This window comes from Amycolatopsis sp. NPDC114503, from assembly GCF_055633655.1.
Genome location: NZ_JBVKDT010000002.1, coordinates 622,167 through 637,106, shown reverse-complemented (window position 1 = coordinate 637,106; position 14,940 = coordinate 622,167). Strand labels below are relative to the sequence as shown.

General features: G+C 69.1%; 11 protein-coding genes. 3 read left to right on the top strand and 8 right to left on the bottom strand.

Features of this window, described 5'->3' with window-relative positions; genetic code table 11:
- Positions 1-44: 44 nt before the first annotated feature.
- Together ACZ7OI_RS10675 and ACZ7OI_RS10670 are read left to right on the top strand one after the other, a co-directional pair.
- The gene (locus tag ACZ7OI_RS10675; RefSeq protein WP_470263932.1) at positions 45-944 is read left to right on the top strand and encodes an MBL fold metallo-hydrolase; all 900 of its coding nucleotides are present in this window, start codon (positions 45-47) and stop codon (positions 942-944) included.
- 74 nt (positions 945-1,018) lie between these two features.
- Positions 1,019-1,819: a M15 family metallopeptidase gene (locus ACZ7OI_RS10670; protein WP_470263931.1), complete on the top strand. Its 801-nt coding sequence runs from the start codon at positions 1,019-1,021 to the stop codon at positions 1,817-1,819.
- Here the strand turns inward: ACZ7OI_RS10670 and ACZ7OI_RS10665 are convergent.
- The 6 genes from ACZ7OI_RS10665 to ACZ7OI_RS10640 all read right to left on the bottom strand — a co-directional run bounded on the left by ACZ7OI_RS10665 (position 1,816) and on the right by ACZ7OI_RS10640 (position 10,162).
- The gene (locus ACZ7OI_RS10665) at positions 1,816-3,600 is read right to left on the bottom strand and encodes a serine/threonine-protein kinase (RefSeq protein WP_470263930.1); all 1,785 of its coding nucleotides are present in this window, start codon (positions 3,598-3,600) and stop codon (positions 1,816-1,818) included. The two genes, ACZ7OI_RS10670 and ACZ7OI_RS10665, sit on opposite strands and share 4 nt — an antisense overlap.
- A 78-nt stretch (positions 3,601-3,678) precedes the next feature.
- The gene (locus ACZ7OI_RS10660) at positions 3,679-5,460 is read right to left on the bottom strand and encodes an amino acid permease (protein WP_470263929.1); all 1,782 of its coding nucleotides are present in this window, start codon (positions 5,458-5,460) and stop codon (positions 3,679-3,681) included.
- A 216-nt stretch (positions 5,461-5,676) separates the two neighbouring features.
- Positions 5,677-6,561, bottom strand: a complete 885-nt coding sequence (locus ACZ7OI_RS10655) for an aminoglycoside phosphotransferase family protein (protein ID WP_470263928.1) — start codon at positions 6,559-6,561, stop codon at positions 5,677-5,679.
- A gap of 108 nt (positions 6,562-6,669) precedes the next feature.
- Positions 6,670-7,755 (bottom strand): glycerate kinase, encoded by a 1,086-nt coding sequence (locus ACZ7OI_RS10650; RefSeq protein WP_470263927.1) that lies wholly within the window; start codon positions 7,753-7,755, stop codon positions 6,670-6,672.
- Between the two features lie 8 nt (positions 7,756-7,763).
- Positions 7,764-9,068, bottom strand: coding sequence for a 2-hydroxycarboxylate transporter family protein (locus ACZ7OI_RS10645; protein WP_470263926.1), 1,305 nt, complete (start codon positions 9,066-9,068; stop codon positions 7,764-7,766).
- 20 nt (positions 9,069-9,088) lie between these two features.
- Positions 9,089-10,162, bottom strand: a complete 1,074-nt coding sequence (locus ACZ7OI_RS10640) for a tartrate dehydrogenase (protein ID WP_470263925.1) — start codon at positions 10,160-10,162, stop codon at positions 9,089-9,091.
- Between the two features lie 81 nt (positions 10,163-10,243).
- Between ACZ7OI_RS10640 and ACZ7OI_RS10635 the strand changes: the two genes are divergently transcribed.
- Complete coding sequence (locus ACZ7OI_RS10635) at positions 10,244-11,155, top strand: LysR family transcriptional regulator (RefSeq protein ID WP_470263924.1); 912 nt, start codon at positions 10,244-10,246, stop codon at positions 11,153-11,155.
- A gap of 25 nt (positions 11,156-11,180) precedes the next feature.
- On the opposite strand, the gene ACZ7OI_RS10630 is transcribed toward ACZ7OI_RS10635, so the two are convergent.
- Together ACZ7OI_RS10630 and ACZ7OI_RS10625 are read right to left on the bottom strand one after the other, a co-directional pair.
- Entirely contained in the window at positions 11,181-13,430 is a 2,250-nt protein-coding gene (locus ACZ7OI_RS10630) for a serine/threonine-protein kinase (protein ID WP_470263923.1), read from the bottom strand.
- 251 nt (positions 13,431-13,681) lie between these two features.
- On the bottom strand, positions 13,682-14,674 hold the full coding sequence (locus ACZ7OI_RS10625; RefSeq protein WP_470263922.1) for an ArsR/SmtB family transcription factor: 993 nt from the start codon (positions 14,672-14,674) through the stop codon (positions 13,682-13,684).
- Positions 14,675-14,940 lie beyond the last annotated feature (266 nt).

The following is a 14,940-nucleotide window of genomic DNA, read 5'->3' as shown; positions in this document are numbered from 1 at the left end:
GGTCTTAGCCGACGATCTGGCTGTGCTACTCCCGAGGAGAACTCATGAGCTTGGCCCCTTCCGCCCGTCTCGACGAGGCGGTTCCTTCGCGGTACGCGCTGAAGGTCGGCGACATCGACGTGCTGGTGATCAGCGACGGCGTGCTGCCGATCACCGCCGAAACGCTGGCCACCAACGCCGACCGGGCCGACCTGTCGGCCTGGCTCCGCGAAATGTTCCTGCCGCCGGAGATGATCGACTGGCCGCTGAACGTGGCCGTGGTGCGCAGCGGCGGCCGGACGGTCCTGGTCGATTCCGGGCTGGGCACCGAATTCCCGGGCTTCCCGCGCGCGGGGCAGCTGGCGACGCGGCTGGTCGCGGCCGGGATCGACCCCTCGTCGGTGACCGACGTGGTGCTCACCCACCTGCACATGGACCACATCGGCGGACTGCTCGTCGAGGGGCTGCGGGGCCGCCTGCGCGAGGATCTGCGAGTCCACCTCGCGTCGGCGGAGGCGGAATTCTGGCAGGCTCCCGATTTTTCCCGCACCGTCATGCCGGAGCCGATCCCGGAGGTGCTGCGCACGACCGCCGCGCGGTTCCTCGACGTGTACCGCGGCCAGCTGCGGCCGTTCGAAACCGAGCACGAGGTGGCGCCGGGGGTGCGGATCTGCCGAACCGGCGGGCACACTCCCGGCCACAGCATCGTCCGGCTGGAATCGGGCGGCGAGCGGCTGACCTTCGCCGGGGACGCGGTGTTCCAGCCCGGGTTCGAGAATCCGGACTGGTACAACGGTTTCGAGCACGATCCCGAGGAATCGGCACGCGTGCGGGTCCGGCTTCTGCGGGAGCTGGCGGCCAGCGGCGAGCAGCTGGTGGCGACGCACCTGCCGTTCCCGTCCGTCTGCCACGTGGCGGTCGCGGGCAACGCGTTCCGCTTCGTGCCGACGGTGTGGGACTACTGATCCAGCTTTCCCCGGGTGCGGCCTCGCTCCGTACCCGGGGACTTCGGCGCGATCTTGTGGTAAGCAATCCGGTTATGCGCGGAAAGACGATGCGCGGCCTGGCGGTCGCCGCGATGAGCCTGCTGACCTGTCTCGTCGCCGCCCCGCCGGCGCCGGCCGCCCCGGAGCCGAAGGCTCCGCCCGAATTCGTCGCCTTGCGCGACGTCGATCCGACCATCGTGCAGGAAATCCGCTACTTTACGCCGCACAACTTCACCGGCGCGCGGGTCGACGGCTACCGGCAGCCGATGTGCATCCTGACCCGGGACGCCGCCGTCGCGCTGCACAAAGCGCAGCTGTCGTTCCTGCGCCAGGGCTATACGCTGAAGGTCTACGACTGCTACCGCCCGCAGCGCGCGGTCGACAACTTCGTGCGCTGGGCCGAGGATCTGTCCGACCTGCGGATGAAAGCCGAGTTCTACCCGCGCGTGGACAAGGACCGGCTCTTCGCGGACGGCTACATCGCGGCGAAGTCCGGCCACAGCCGGGGAAGCACGGTCGACCTGACGCTGGTCCGCCTTCCCGCGTTCCCGACGCGGCCGTACCACCGCGGCGAACCGCTGAAGCCTTGCTACGGCCCGAAAGCCGACCGGTTCCCGGACAACTCGCTCGACATGGGCACCGGCTTCGACTGCTTCGACACCCTCGCGCACACGCTCGACCCGCGGATCGCCGGCAAGCAGAAGGAGAACCGGATGCTCCTGCTGCACGGCCTGGAGCGGGCCGGGTTCAAGAACCTGCCCGAGGAATGGTGGCATTACACGTTCCGGCCGGAGACGTTCCCGGACACCTACTTCGACTTCCCCGTCTCGCGGAGGTCGCTGAACTGCTCCTAGGGCAGCCGGGTCGCGACGGTTCCGGCGACTGATTTCGCCGTGTCGCAGATGGCGGCCAGATTGCCTTTGTTCGCTTCGTCGGTGACCTCGACCAGCACGACCTCGTCCCGCCGCTCCGGTGTCCCTTCCAGCACCGGGAGCGTCGGCGAGTAGGTGCGGTAGACGACGGTGACGTCGCACGTGTCGCCGGCGCTTTCGTGCGGGTCGACGTACGCCGGCCGTCCGCCGACGGTCGTGCGCGTCTGTCCGTCCGGCGGATCTTCCGCCAGCGGCCACTGCCGGTCGTAGTAGAGGTCGACCGACTTCGCGTCGTGGCCCCAAGAACAGGCCCAGTTCGCGAAGTGCCGGTCGAGCGGGTAGTCCGGCCCGACGGTCCGGCGAAGCGTGGCGTCGTCGACCAGCGTGCAGGCGTCCGTCCGCGCCAGCGAACCCGGCTGGAACGGCTGGGCGCGGCGGGCGATCGGGCTGCGGGCGACGCGCGCGTAGGCGTCGCCGACGACGGCGTCCGCCATCGCGCACAGCTGCGGCGCGGCGGCGCTGTCGGAGCGGACGGAACTCACCGTGACGACAGTGAGATCCGGCAGAGTAAAGGACCGGCGGCACTTTCCGGCGTCGGGATTCGGCCGCCGGATCTCGCCGAGTTTGCCGCGGACCGGCGGCACCTGCGGGTACTGCTCCGGTTCGGACAGCTCGAGGCTGGTCACGATCGTGCCGCCGCCGTCGGGCAGGCTCGTGTTCAGGTCGCAGCGGGCGAACGTGCCGAGGTTCGGTTCGAGGAAGACTTTTCCGTACTGGCTCAGGGAATTCACCGAAAGCAGCGAGCAGGGGTCGGCTGTGTGCGGGTCGCCGACGAGGTCCGGCGACGGCGGTGCGGCGGTCGCGTTCGCGGGCGGGGCGTCGTCGCGGGTGAAGACGAGAAACCCGGCGGCCAGAAGGACAATCGCGCCCAGCGTCGCGCCGATGAGCACTGGCCGTCTGGATTTCTTCACCGCGCGGGGCACCGGAGCGCCACGCAGGAACCCTTCGACTTCGGCCGCTGTGGGGCGTCTTTCCGGCTGACGGCTGAGCATCGCCTGCAACGCGGGCCCGAGTTCGCGAGCGTTGCGCGGCGATTCAGGCGTCCCTTCCGCAGCCCGGCGCAGTTGCGCGAACGGGCCGTTTTCCCCGCTGCCCCAAGGAGAACCGCCTTCGACGGCGGCGAACAGTGTGGCACCGAGCGAGAAGATGTCCGACGCGGCGGTGGCTGCCTCGCCGTTGGCGACTTCCGGCGCGAGGTATCCGGCGGTGCCGCCGACGCGGGCGCTGTCGGTGAGCGTGACCTCGTGGCCCCGGGAAATGCCGAGGTCGGCGAGCTTGGCGGTGCCGTCGTCGGCGACCAGGACGTTGCCCGGAGTGAGGTCTCGATGCACCATGCCGCGTGCGTGCATCGCGGCGAGCGCGGACGCGATCTGCACGCCGACCGTCGCGGCTCGCTCGGGCGTCAGGACGCCGTCGGTGTGCACGATCTCGGCCAGGCTGCGCGCCGGGAGGTACTCCATGACGAGCCACCGGTCGGCACCGTCCGAAACGGAGTCGTACACCGCGACGATGTTCGGGTGCTGCAGAGCCGCGCCGAGCCGGGCTTCGCGGCGGATCTGCGGTTCGTCGCCGTCGAGCGACCGCTTGAGCGCGACCGTCCGGCGCAGCTCGAGGTCGCTCGCCCGCCAGACGACACCCATCCCTCCGGCCCCGAGGCGTTCCTCGAGCCGGTAACGCCCGGCGATCACCTGCGGAGCAGCCACCGCGACAGCTTAAGACGCGCCTTCCCGGACTGCCCTCTGGCACCTCCGTCAAGCTCGCTCCCGCACCCGCAGCGTCTCTCAGCCCTGCTTCGCGGCGGACTTTCGCAGTCCCCGGCGCACCAGCGGCCAGAACGCCGCGATCACGGCCAGCGACACGATGCTCGTCCACACCTGGGTGCGGGCGGAGTCGTCGGTCAGCAGCATGACCACGATGATCGCCACGACGCCGAGGACGGTCAGGATGCCGAGCCACGGGTGCAGCCACATCTTGAGCTGCAGCCCGGCGCGTTCCTCCGGCGTCATCTTGTGCCGCATCCGCATCTGGGTGAACGCGATGAACGAGTACACGAACAGCGCGACCAGGCCGGCGGAGTTCATGATGAAGTCGAAGATGCCGGAGTCCGGTGCGACGAAGTTGACGAAGACCGCGACGTACCCGCCGATGGTGCAAGCCACCACCGCGATGACCGGCACGCCGGCCTTGCTCTTCCTGGCCACCACGCGCGGGGCGAGCCGTTTCTCGGCGAGCGCGGAGAACATCCGGCCGGCGGAGTAAAGCCCGGAATTGAGCACCGAACACGCGGCGGTGAGCACGACCGCGTTCATCACCAGCCCGGCGCCGGGGAGCCCGAACAGCGTGAAGGCGTGCGCGAACGGCCCCTCCTGCTTGGGATTCGGCAGCTGGTTCCAGGGGACGATGGTGACGATCAGCAGCACCCCGCCGACGAAGAACAGCAGGATCCGCCAGATCACCGTGCTGACCGCCTGCCGGACGCCCTTCGCCGGATCCTCCGATTCGGCCGCGGCCATCACCGCGATCTCGGTGCCGAAGTAGGAGAAAATGACGATCGCGACGCCGCTGAGGATCGGCCACCAGCCGTTGGGCGCGAACCCGCCGTGCTGCCAGAGGTTCGGGATCGAGAAGCTCGCCTTCGGCCAGAGCCCGAACGCGAACAGCGCGCCGACCGCGAGGAACACGATGATCGCGGCGACCTTGATGCTCGCCAGCCAGTACTCGACCTCGCCGAACGACCGCGCCGACACCAGGTTCGTGGTGGTGAAGAAGAGCAGCAGCACGACCGAGAACACCCACTGCGGCACCGCCGGGAACCACCCGCCGAGCACCGAACCGCCGACGACCGCTTCGAACGCGATCACGCCGATCCAGTAATACCAGTACAACCAGCCGACGAGATACCCCGCCCACTCGCCGAGCCCCACCCGGGCGTACTCCATGAACGACCCGATCGCCGGCCGCGCCGCGGCCATCTCGCCGAGCATCCGCATCGCGAGGAAGACGAGGAGGCCGCCGATGAGATAGGAGACGACGGCGGCGGGTCCGACGGCGCGGACGACATTGCCGGAGCCGACGAAGAGGCTGGCTCCGATGATGCCCCCGAGGGCGATCATGGTGATGTGGCGGGAGCGGAGCTTTTTGGGGCTGCTTTCGTCCGGGGTCGCGCCGGTCGCGGCGGCTTGGGGCGGGGGAGGCTCGGTGGGGATCGCGTTGTGCGGGGCGGTTTCGGCTGGGGTGGCCTTGGATGTGGTCGTTTCGGTGGGGGTCGCTTCGGCTGGGGTGATCTTGCGTGCGGTCGCTTCGGTAGGGGTCGTTTCGGCTGGGGTGGCTGTGCGGGCTGTTGCCTCGGTCGGGGCAACCGTGCCCTCCGTCGCCTTGCCTGCGGTCGCTTTGCCCGCGGTCGCTTCACCCGGAGCCGCCGTGCGTTCGGCCGCCTCCGCCGGAACGGCCTTGCCCGCGGTCGTCGTGCCCGGGGTCGTCGTGCCCGCGGCTGCCTCGCTCGGGGTCCCCTCGCCCGGGGTGTCCGGGCTTCCCTGGCCCTGCCCGGTGATCCGATCAGCCATCGATCGATCTTCCTCTCGTTCGGCCGTGCCGTCCCGCGGTCGCGCCCCCGGCCGACAACGTTGTCGGAACCGGTCGCGGAGCTGGGCCTCGCTGACGCGGGGACAGTGTGCGGCCGCCGGGTCCGTCGAGGCTAGGTGCGAGAGGGGGCGGATGCCGGGCGAGGGAGTTGTCGATCATCCGAATGGAGCAGTGGAGCACGCCGGATTTGTCGGTTGTCAGCGACCTGCGGTGCGGAATCCGTCGCGCTGGAAGTCCGCCACTGTCTCGGCGATCTGGTGTCGCGTGCTCGCCGCCACCCGGGGATTCGTTGCCGCGTAAGCGGTGTAGGCGTTGAGCCCGGTGCTCAGCGCGTAGCCGCGTCCGCGGGTCCACGTGTCCTCGTCGAGGCCCGACCCGGCGCGGAAGATCTCGCGTGCCGAAGCCGGGAAGAGCGTCCACGCGATCAGCGCGTCGCACGCCGGATCGCCGACGCCGAGTCCTCCGAAGTCGAGGACTGCAGTCACCTGCCCATCGGCCATCAGCAGGTTGCCCGGATGCAGGTCGCCGTGCACCCACACTGGCGGATGCGGCCACGGCGGTGCCGCGAGTGCGGCATCCCAGACCGCGGTGAGGGCGGAGCTGTCGAAAACGTCGGCGGTCTCGGCAATCGCGACACGCGTCTCGGCGTCCCGGCGGGCGAGCGGTGCGCCGATGAACCCATTGTGCGGCCCGGGAGCGAGCGCGGCATCGGCCGGGATCCGGTGGAGAGCCGCTACGAAACCCGCCAGGTCCGCGGCGGTCTGGTCCGGTCGGGGGAGCCCGCCGATCTTCGGTGGCGAACCCGGCAGCCAGCGGGACACGGACCAGTGCCACGGATAGCCTTCGCCCGGCGATCCGAGCGCGATCGGCTCGGGAATCGCCAACGGCAGGTGCGGCGCGAGCCGGGGGAGCCACCGGGATTCCTTCTCCGGCTGCCCCGCCGCCCACTCGCCGCGCGGCAGGCGCACGGACAATGCGGCCCCGAGCCGGTAGATGACGTTGTCCGACCCGGCCGGGTCGAGCCGGGTCAGCGGGAGGTTCGCCAGCTCGGGCAGTTGAGCGGTCAGGAGGCGCTGGACCACCACCGGATTCGGGGCAGGGTGCATTGTCGGCAAAGGCAAGTCTCTCGGTTAGATGTCCGCGCGACGATGGCATTCGCTTTGATCAGACCATGCCGGACGGGAGTGCGTCTAACAGTTTTCGCGTTCCGGCAGCTCGACAGTCCGCGCGATCCGCCGAAGAAGCTCACCCGACAACTGCGGATCCGCAGCCGGATCGGCGCTGTAATCAGTCAGCGCGTGCACCGCGGACAGGCCGAGCGCCGCCGCGTCCTCTCGCTTCAGGTCGGAGTGTCCGACGACCGCGATCACCGGCACTCCGGCGCTTCGCCGGGCGACCGCGGCGGCGAGCTTCCCTTCGGCGGTCTGGCTGTCGATCCGGCCCTCGCCGGTGACGACCAGGTCGCAGCTGCGCAAGACAGTCGGAAAGTCAAGCAGGTCAAGGAAAAAGTCGGCACCCGACACCATCCTTCCGCCGAGCCGGAGGGCGGCGAAGCCGATGCCGCCAGCGGCGCCGGCGCCGGGTGTGTCGGCCAAAGAGCGGGCATCGGCGAGCTGGGCAAAGTGGTCCAGACCAGCGTCCAGGTACGCGACGTCAGGTGGAGCAGCACCCTTCTGCGGTCCGTACACCGCCGCCGCCCCGGACGGGCCCAGCAAGGGGTTCCGGACGTCGGTGGCGATGACGATCTCGACATCCCAACGCGGCAGGTCGATCGCGGCGATGTCCGGAAGTGTTTGCCCGTTAAGGACTTTCATCTTCCGGCCGTGCCAGTCGGTGAAAACGGCGCCGAGGGCGGCGAGCATCCCGGCTCCGCCGTCGGTGCTGGCGGAGCCGCCTAGGGCGAGTACGACGCGGCGGGGACCAAGCTCCATGGCGCGTGTCAGCGCCTCGCCGAAACCGCGGCTGGAAGCGGAAAGCGGAGCAAGGCCGTCCGGAAGCGTTTGCAGGCCGCAGGTGTTGGCGACCTCGACGACGGCGGTGCTGCCGTCGAAGGCGAGGACCGACTGGCGACGCTGGCCGGTCGCGCCGGAGACTGTAATCGGCACCGGACGGAAGCCGCTGGAGAGAGCGGCGGCGACACTGCCGTCGCCGCCGTCGGCCAGCGTGAGGGTGTGGCTGTCGATCCCGCGGTCGGCCAGGCCGTCGGCCAGATGGGCGGCGACTTCGGCGGCGCTGAGGCTGCCTTTGAATTTGTCCGGAGCCAGCAGGACCTTCATGACCGTCCTCAGTGGAAAGCTTGGATGAGCGACGCCGCGCTGATCACAGTCACGACGCCGCCGATGCGGGTGGAGATCTGCGCGAACGGCATGAGCACCATCCGGTCGGACGCGGACAGGATGGCGACGTCCCCGGTGCCGCCGAGACCGCTGTGGCACACGGTGACCAGCGCGGCGTCGACCGGGTACATCCGCAGCAGTTTCCCGACGAGGAAACCGGAACCGGCCATCGCGAGGACCACCGCGGCGCAGGTGACGACGAAACCGACGGAGAGCACGCCGAAGACGCTCGCCAGCGGGACGTAGAGCATGCCGAGCCCGACCATGACCGGATAGACGAAATGTCCGGCGACCAGGTCGTAACAGGCCCGTGCGCTTTGCTCGACGCTGGCGGGAACCACGCCGGAAAGCTTGGCCAGCACCGAAAAAACGATGGTGAGAACCGGGGCTGGCAAATGCAGTGCGGGTTCGCAGAGGGTGGCGGTGACGAACATGGTGCAGATGACCAGAATTCCGGCACCGTAATTACCCACGGCGGCGGTCGGTTCTTCCATCGTGGTCGCGTTGTGCTTGACCAGATCGCCGCCGCCGTCGAGGTGCGGACGGCGGCTGCCTAGGCGGCGAAGCAAACCAGCGGTGACGATGGCGACGATGTTGCCGATCACGGCGGCGGGAATCAGTTGTGCGACAAAGGAAGCAGGCTCGCCGCCTAGCGCGTGTGAGTAGCCCGCGGACAGCGGGACGACGCCTTCGCCGATGCCGCCGCCGATGATCGGTACGACGATGAAGAAGAACGCTCGATGCAACGAATATCCGAACAGCATCGCGACGCCGATTCCGGCCCCGACGGCGGCGATGGTGCCGATCACGAGCGGCGGGAAGATCTTCACGAGTGCCTTGAGCATTGTCGTCCGCCGCATGCCCAGGATGCTTCCGACGACCAAAGCCGAGATGACGAAGTAGAGGAAGTTCGCCTTCTTCATCAAGGCCGCGGTGGCGTTGAGGATGTTGTCGTCGAACACTCCGAAGTAGACGAGCACCGACGGAACCATCAAGCACAGCAACGCCCCGCCGCCGATTTTGGAGATGATCGGCAGCCGGTTGCCGAGGGGGCCGAGCAGCATTCCGAAGCCGGTGATCACCGCCAGCCCGCCGATCATGTCCTCCGGGATGCGGTGCACCGCGCCCGCGACGACGACGAGCGCGGTGAGGATTGCCGGCACGGGCAGCGGCACTCCGCCGACCTTGGCCTTGAAGGGATTCCAGGTTCTCCGCGGGGTGGCCGGACTGTCTAGTGTGGATGTGCTCGTCATTGAGTTCTCCAGCGGAAGGGTCAGCGGATGGCGTCGGCGATGGCGCTGCCGAGGTCTGCGGTGGTGGCGTTTCCGCCGAGGTCCGGGGTGCGCGGGGCGTCGGCGCGGCCGAGGACGTCCTCGATCGCGCGCAGGACGGCGGCGCCGGCAGCCGGTTCGCCGAGGTGTTCCAGCATCATCGAGGCGCACCAGATCTGGCCGACCGGGTTGGCGATGCCCTTGCCCGCGATGTCCGGCGCGGAGCCGTGCACCGGCTCGAACAGGCTGGGGAACGTCCGCTCCGGGTTGATGTTCGCGCTGGGCGCGACGCCGATCGTGCCGGTGCAGGCCGGGCCGAGGTCGGACAGGATGTCGCCGAAGAGGTTGCTGGCCACGACGACGTCGAACCAGTCGGGGTGCAGCACGAAATTCGCGGCGAGGATGTCGATGTGGTACTTGTCCGTCGCCACGTCCGGGTAGCCCGCGGCCATGCGCTCGACGCGTTCGTCCCAGTAGGGCATCGAAATCGAGATCCCGTTGCTCTTCGTGGCCGAGGTCAGCCGCTGCCGGGGCCGCGCCTGCGCCAGGTCGAAGGCGTACTTCAGGATCCGGTCGACGCCGGTGCGCGTCATGACTGTTTCCTGCACCACCGTCTCGCGGTCGGTGCCCTCGAAGATTTTGCCGCCGATGCTGGAGTATTCGCCCTCGGTGTTCTCGCGCACGACCAGGAAATCGACGTCGCCGGGGACGCGGCGGGCCAGCGGGCTGGCGACCCCCGGCAGTAGCCGGACCGGTCGCAGCGAGACGTACTGGTCGAAGCGGCGGCGGAACTGCAGCAGGCTGCCCCACAGCGACACGTGGTCGGGCACCGCGTCCGGCCAGCCGACGGCGCCGAAGAACAGCGCGTCGAAGTCGCGCAGTCGCTCGAACCAGTCGTCCGGGAGCATCTTGCCGTGTTCGAGGTAGTAGTCGGCGCTCGCGAAATCGAACTCGACCAGGTCGAGGTCGAAGCCGCCGGTTTTCGCCGCGGCGGCGAGCGCCCTCAGGCCCTCGGGCACGACTTCCTTGCCGATCCCGTCGCCGGGGATCACCGCGATCCGGTGGGTGGTCTTCATGATGCGTATCGTAAGAAGCACAAAAGCCGGGAAAAACCCCGGAACTCGCACGACACTGTTGCGTCAGGCGAAAGGAACGGCATGGATCTGCCCGGACTGGACGATCTCCAGTTCTTCGACGTCATCGCCCGTTCGGAGACGCTGACGCAGGCCGCACGCCGCTGGGGCGTGTCGCCGTCGGCGGTTAGCAAGCGGCTGACCCAGCTGGAGCGGCGGCTCGGCGTGCAGCTGGTCACGCGCAGCACGCGCCGGCTGAACCTCACCGACGAGGGGGAGCGCTACGCCGCCGGAGCCGCGCGGCTGCTGCCCGAGATCACGGACCTGGAGGACGAGGTCGGCCGGCTCCGCCACGGCGTGCGCGGGCGGGTCGCGGTGCATTCGACGATCGGGCTCGGCCGCGCGCACATCGCGCCGCTGCTGGGCCGGTTCCAGCGGCAGCACCCCGGCGTCGAGATCGACCTGGAGCTGTCGCATCTGCCGCTGCACATCGCGGGAACTCCGTTCGATTTCGCGATTCGCGTCGGGCGGCAACGGGATTCCAGCTTGCACGCCCGGTTGCTGCACCCGAACCGCCGGGTGGTCTGCGCCGCGCCCGGCTACTTGCGGGAGCGTCCGCCGCCGCAGTCCATTCAGGACTTGGCCGGGCACGATTGCATTGTCATCCGCGAAAACGACTCGGACTACGCGATGTGGCGCTTCGGCACGGACGGCGACGAGGCCGCGGTCAAGGTCCCCGGCGCGATGATCAGCAACGACGGGGAGATCGCGACCCAGTGGTGCCTTGCCGGGCACGGGTTGTTGATGCGTTCGCTGTGGAATGTCGCCCCGATGCTGCGGAGCGGCGAATTGGTCCAGGTCCTCGCCGATGTGCCCACTCCGGACGCTCCGGTTTACGCGGTCTATCCCTCCGCGCATTCGGTGCCGCACCGGGCCCGGATGGCTATCGACTATCTCGCCGGCGAACTCGCGGACCGGATCGGGCCGCTGCTTTAGGGAACCCGGAGCGGCGTCGTAGGGGTCAGTGCGGCTGGGAGAGATCGCCGGGACGGAAGGCGTCGAGTGTGGCGCTCACCGGCGCGTCGAGTTCGTTCTTGTGCTCCTGTGGGTAGACCCAGCGCAGCGACGCCGTCGACCCCGCTCCGGAGAATCCTCGTTCGTAGAAGATCTTGCCGTCGTTTTGGTAGCCGGAAATCGAGTAGTGGTCGCCTTCGGCCTTGCGGTAGGTCACGCGGCCGCCATGTGCTTCTGCTTGGGCGGCCGCGTCGGCCAATGCCGCTGCGGTGGTTCGGCCGCCGGAATTGGTGCCCCAGACGGTGAGGGTCGCGTCGAGGGTGGCGTTGGTGAACGACATTCCGTCGCCGTTGCCCGGGCTGTAGGGCGCGGCGGTGTAGCCCTGCGGCACGCGGGTCGTGAAACCGAAGCGGGGGCTGGTGTAGGTGTTGCCGGCCGCCGGGGAAGACGAGGATGCCGGTGAGGTCGGTGGTGCGGAAGTTGTCGGGGCGCCGAGCATTGTCACGAACTTCGGTTGCAGCAGATCGGAGATTTCGGCGTACGGAACGGTTACGGTTTCCTGCCCCGCCGCCGTGACGCAGCCCAGGTCGTACCACAGGATTTCGAACTCGGCCCCGGCCTTGGTGAATCCGATCGAGGCTTCCGGAACGTGACCGCGTCCCGGGACCCGGTCGGCGGCGTCGATGGTGGTTTTCCGGCCGTTTTCGTCGACGGAGGCCAGCTGGCAGAAGCCGTTCCTGGTGTGCGGTTCGATGCGGTCGGTCAGTGTTTTCATTCCGGCCGCGGTCAGCACTTCGGGCCGGAACATTTCCTGGGGGCTGATCGGGTTCCCGGTGCCGAGGTCGACGGTGACGGTTTCCGGGAACCGCCAGGTCGTGTGCCACAGGACTTTCGAGTCGAGCTCGTGGTCGTAGCGGACGGAAAGCAGGCTCGGGGTCTGCAGCAGGATCCGCGCGGTCGATCGCGCGAAGGGCGTATCCCCGGTGTCGGTGAACTGCTGCTGCCAGTCCGGATAGGACCGTGCGTCGCGGATGGCCTTCAGCCGCTTGTCGATCGGGGCGCGCAGGGCGTCGTTGAGGCGTTTCCGCACGGCATCCGGTCCGCCGGACACGTGCGGATACTGGAGGTTGTAGGCGACCGGAAGGGCCTGGTCGCGTCCGGAGTCGGTCTGGATCGCCACCGTGAGCGCCGCGGGGGCCGGCGGATCGTCTTGGCGATTGAAGACCAGGATTCCGCCGGTGACCAGCGCGCCGACGACCACCAGCACGGCGACGACCTTGCCGACGATCACCGCCGTCGCGCCCGCTCCGGTGCCCGTGGCGGGCACTCCCGCCGCCACCGCGCCGGCGCCGATCGGTGCGGCGGCGGTGCCGGCGGTGGTCAGAAGAGCCAGCGGGGTGAGCGCGGTCAGGGCGGCGGCCGAGGCGGCGAGGCGCTTCCAGCCGCGTTTCTCCCAGTCCTTTCCGTAAGCCTTGCGCGCGACGGTCTCCAATTCGGACACGAACGCGTCCGCTGTGGACGGTCGCCACGCCGGATCCTTCGCCATGCCGCGCGCGATCAGCGGACGCAGCTTCTCGGGCACCGCGTCGAGCGGTACGGGCGCCATCTGGTGGAGCGAGCGCAGTTCGTCGGTGGTGGTCCCCTCGAACGGCTGGTGTCCGGTGATGCATTGGTAGAACACACAGGTCGCGGCGTACACGTCGGTGGCCGGCTGGCCTGGTTGCCCAGCCCACTGCTCAGGCGCCATGTAGGACGGGGAACCGGCGGTCAGTCCGTTGTGTCCGTCCAAAGTGGCCAGTCCGAAGTCGACCAGTTTCGACTGGCCTTCCCTCGACACCAGCACGTTTCCCGGTTTGTAGTCGCGGTGGACGACTCCGGCGGCGTGCGCGTCGGCGAGACCGAGCAGCGAGCCTTTGAGGATGGCCAGCGCGGATTCGGGAGCGAGAACGTTTTCCGTCGCCAGGAGCGCGCGCAAGGACACTCCGGGCACGGCCTCCATCACCAGCGCCGCGCCCTGCGGTGTCTCGACGAAGTCGAACAACTGCACGACATGCGGGCTTCGGACGCCGGACAGCAGCCACGCCTCGCGCCGGAACCCGGCCGCGATGTCCGGGTCGGCGAGGTATTCCGCGAGGAGGTACTTGATCGCCACCATGCGGCCGGACTGCTGGTGCTTGGCCAGCACGACGCGCCCGAAGCCGCCGACGCCGAGCACGTCGACCTCGGTGAACCCGGGCACCTGCCAGGTGTCGCTCATCCCCGCCGCTTCCCCTCCCCGCGAGGCCGCCCGCGGTCGGCGAGATCGTACTCCGGAAATGTGGCATCGGTGGTGGAGTTGTCACATTTGTGCCTCGGTCGTGGGAAGCGCGGGATCCGGACCGCCTGGGTTCGATTTCGGCGGAGCGGGGCTCGTGTTCGTCCGGTTTTGCTTCGGCGGACAGTGCATTCCGTGCTCGGTTCGCTGCTCGACAACCGGCCGATGTCTCGCGGGAAGGCGGTGTGGAGGTGTCACCTTTGCGGTTCGGCTGAGGGGTCCAGGAGGCGCATTCCCTGTTCGGTGGTCCGATAGAGGACTGCTCGCCCGGACCGTCGCCCGGCGACCAGGCCGCTGTCGCGCAGGACCCGGAGGTGTTGCGAAACCGCGCTCGGCGATACGTGCAGGGCTTCGGCGAGGTCGGTGGTCGTGGCGGGGGAGCGGAGCGTCTCCAGCAGTTCGGCTCGGCGCCGGCCCAGCAAGCGGACCGCGGGTTCGGCGGGACGGCGTTCGACGGCCGTCCACCATGCACCGCTGCCTCGGGCCGGGTAGCGGATCGTGGTCTGGGTGGTGGTGTGCAGTTTGATCATCACCCACGGCGGACCGAGCACGACGGGGGAGAGCACCAGCCCGCCGGAAGGACGGCCGGGCGAGGGACGGCGGTCGACGTCGAGAGTGAGCTGGCTGTGGGACCAGTTCAGCCCGGTGTGCAGGTCGGCGAGCAGCCGGCCCGCGCCGCCGTCGGCCCATTGTTTGGCCCGGTAGGCGATGTCGGCGTCGAGGACGGCGCGCAGCCGGGGCCAGTGCGGAGCGATCAGGCGGTCATGTGCCTGGCGGAGCTCCGCGGCGATCGCGCGGAGCCCCGTCGCGGGATCGGCGGCGAGCGCCTGGGCGGGGGCGGGCAGGCGGTCGCCGAACACGCCGTGCAGGCTGCGCCGGACTTGGCTCGCGGTGGTCCGGCACATCGCGGCCAGCGCCTCGTCGATCGTGCTCGCCGCGCGCGCCGGGGCGGGCAGCAGGAACTGCGGCCAGCTGGTACGGCCGGTGACGAGCAATGGCCAGGTCCAGGACAGATCCAGCGGACGGGCGGCGAGTTCGTTCGCGGCCCAGCGGGTCCAACGTCCGTGGCGGGTCCTGCCCCAGCAGCCGGCCAGGGTTTGCAGCCCGGAGACGGTCTCGGACAGCGGCGAGACGGCGAGCCTGGTGGCGGCCAGGTCGTCGGTGCTGAGGTCCAGGGTCAGGGGCATGTGGGGATTATGGGGTGCTCGGAGGTTGTTTGGTGGTCTTGGTTGTCTTGGTGGTCTTGTGTTTTGTTGGTCTTGGTGGTGCGGCAGAACTGTGTTTGATGGCGCCGGCTCCGCCGTCGCGGCGGGATCGCCTTGAAGTCGGCGTCTGGAGGGGCAGTGGGGGGGGGGGAACAACCATACTCCCGTCCCCCCCCCCCACACCAAACCTCTACCTCTTACTGAGACGTTAAGGGATGACTTGGTCTGTTTTTGTCGTTTTTTTTTTT

Excerpts from the sequence above, each read along its gene's own strand:
- ACZ7OI_RS10675 (WP_470263932.1), top strand. The coding sequence starts at position 45 with ATGAGCTTGGCCCCTTCCGCCCGTCTCGACGAGGCGGTTCCTTCGCGG.
- ACZ7OI_RS10670 (WP_470263931.1), top strand. The coding sequence starts at position 1,019 with ATGCGCGGAAAGACGATGCGCGGCCTGGCGGTCGCCGCGATGAGCCTG.
- ACZ7OI_RS10660 (WP_470263929.1), bottom strand. The coding sequence starts at position 5,460 with ATGGCTGATCGGATCACCGGGCAGGGCCAGGGAAGCCCGGACACCCCG.
- ACZ7OI_RS10650 (WP_470263927.1), bottom strand. The coding sequence starts at position 7,755 with ATGAAGGTCCTGCTGGCTCCGGACAAATTCAAAGGCAGCCTCAGCGCC.
- ACZ7OI_RS10645 (WP_470263926.1), bottom strand. The coding sequence starts at position 9,068 with ATGACGAGCACATCCACACTAGACAGTCCGGCCACCCCGCGGAGAACC.
- ACZ7OI_RS10640 (WP_470263925.1), bottom strand. The coding sequence starts at position 10,162 with ATGAAGACCACCCACCGGATCGCGGTGATCCCCGGCGACGGGATCGGC.
- ACZ7OI_RS10635 (WP_470263924.1), top strand. The coding sequence starts at position 10,244 with ATGGATCTGCCCGGACTGGACGATCTCCAGTTCTTCGACGTCATCGCC.
- ACZ7OI_RS10630 (WP_470263923.1), bottom strand. The coding sequence starts at position 13,430 with ATGAGCGACACCTGGCAGGTGCCCGGGTTCACCGAGGTCGACGTGCTC.
- ACZ7OI_RS10625 (WP_470263922.1), bottom strand. The coding sequence starts at position 14,674 with ATGCCCCTGACCCTGGACCTCAGCACCGACGACCTGGCCGCCACCAGG.